Source organism: Gilvimarinus sp. 1_MG-2023, assembly GCF_030548285.1.
In genome coordinates this window covers 1-423 of the sequence record NZ_JAUOSC010000194.1, presented here as the reverse complement: position 1 = coordinate 423, position 423 = coordinate 1, and the positions used below count along the sequence as shown (strand labels likewise).

The 423-nt window shown below is 47.5% G+C and carries 1 protein-coding gene; it reads right to left on the bottom strand.

Features of this window, described 5'->3' with window-relative positions:
- Positions 1-128 precede the first annotated feature (128 nt).
- On the bottom strand, positions 129-423 hold a 295-nt coding region (locus tag Q4563_RS16385), incomplete at its 5' end, for a roadblock/LC7 domain-containing protein (RefSeq protein ID WP_303605237.1).

Here is a 423-nt window from a genome sequence, read left to right as displayed (position 1 = left end):
GACCTGTACCGATTGAGCCGAGCATCATTCCGCTGTTGTAGTCGACCAGAGCCGCTGCAAGAGCGCCGTTAACAGACATTAGTGGGGACAGTTTGGTTTCAATGCTATTCATGTTGTATTTCTCTGATTTATGAGCTGAAAATGGTCATGATTTCCCGGATATCTCCCGATGCTTTTTTAAGCATCCATAGAGCGAGACCATGAGTTGTATGTTGGTTAAAAACACCGAGTAAAACGGCATCCATGGTGTCGGTTCGGATCAGGTGGCAGCCCACAAATCCGTTTTTGCTTTCGATAATATTACCTTCCACTTCTTCCAGCTGGGTTTCTGCGGCCAGACTGGAACCAATACCGGCAAACGAAGCCGCCATTGCTGCCAAGCGTTTTGGGTCTGCTGTCGTATCAAAAGGTACGGTATGAGAT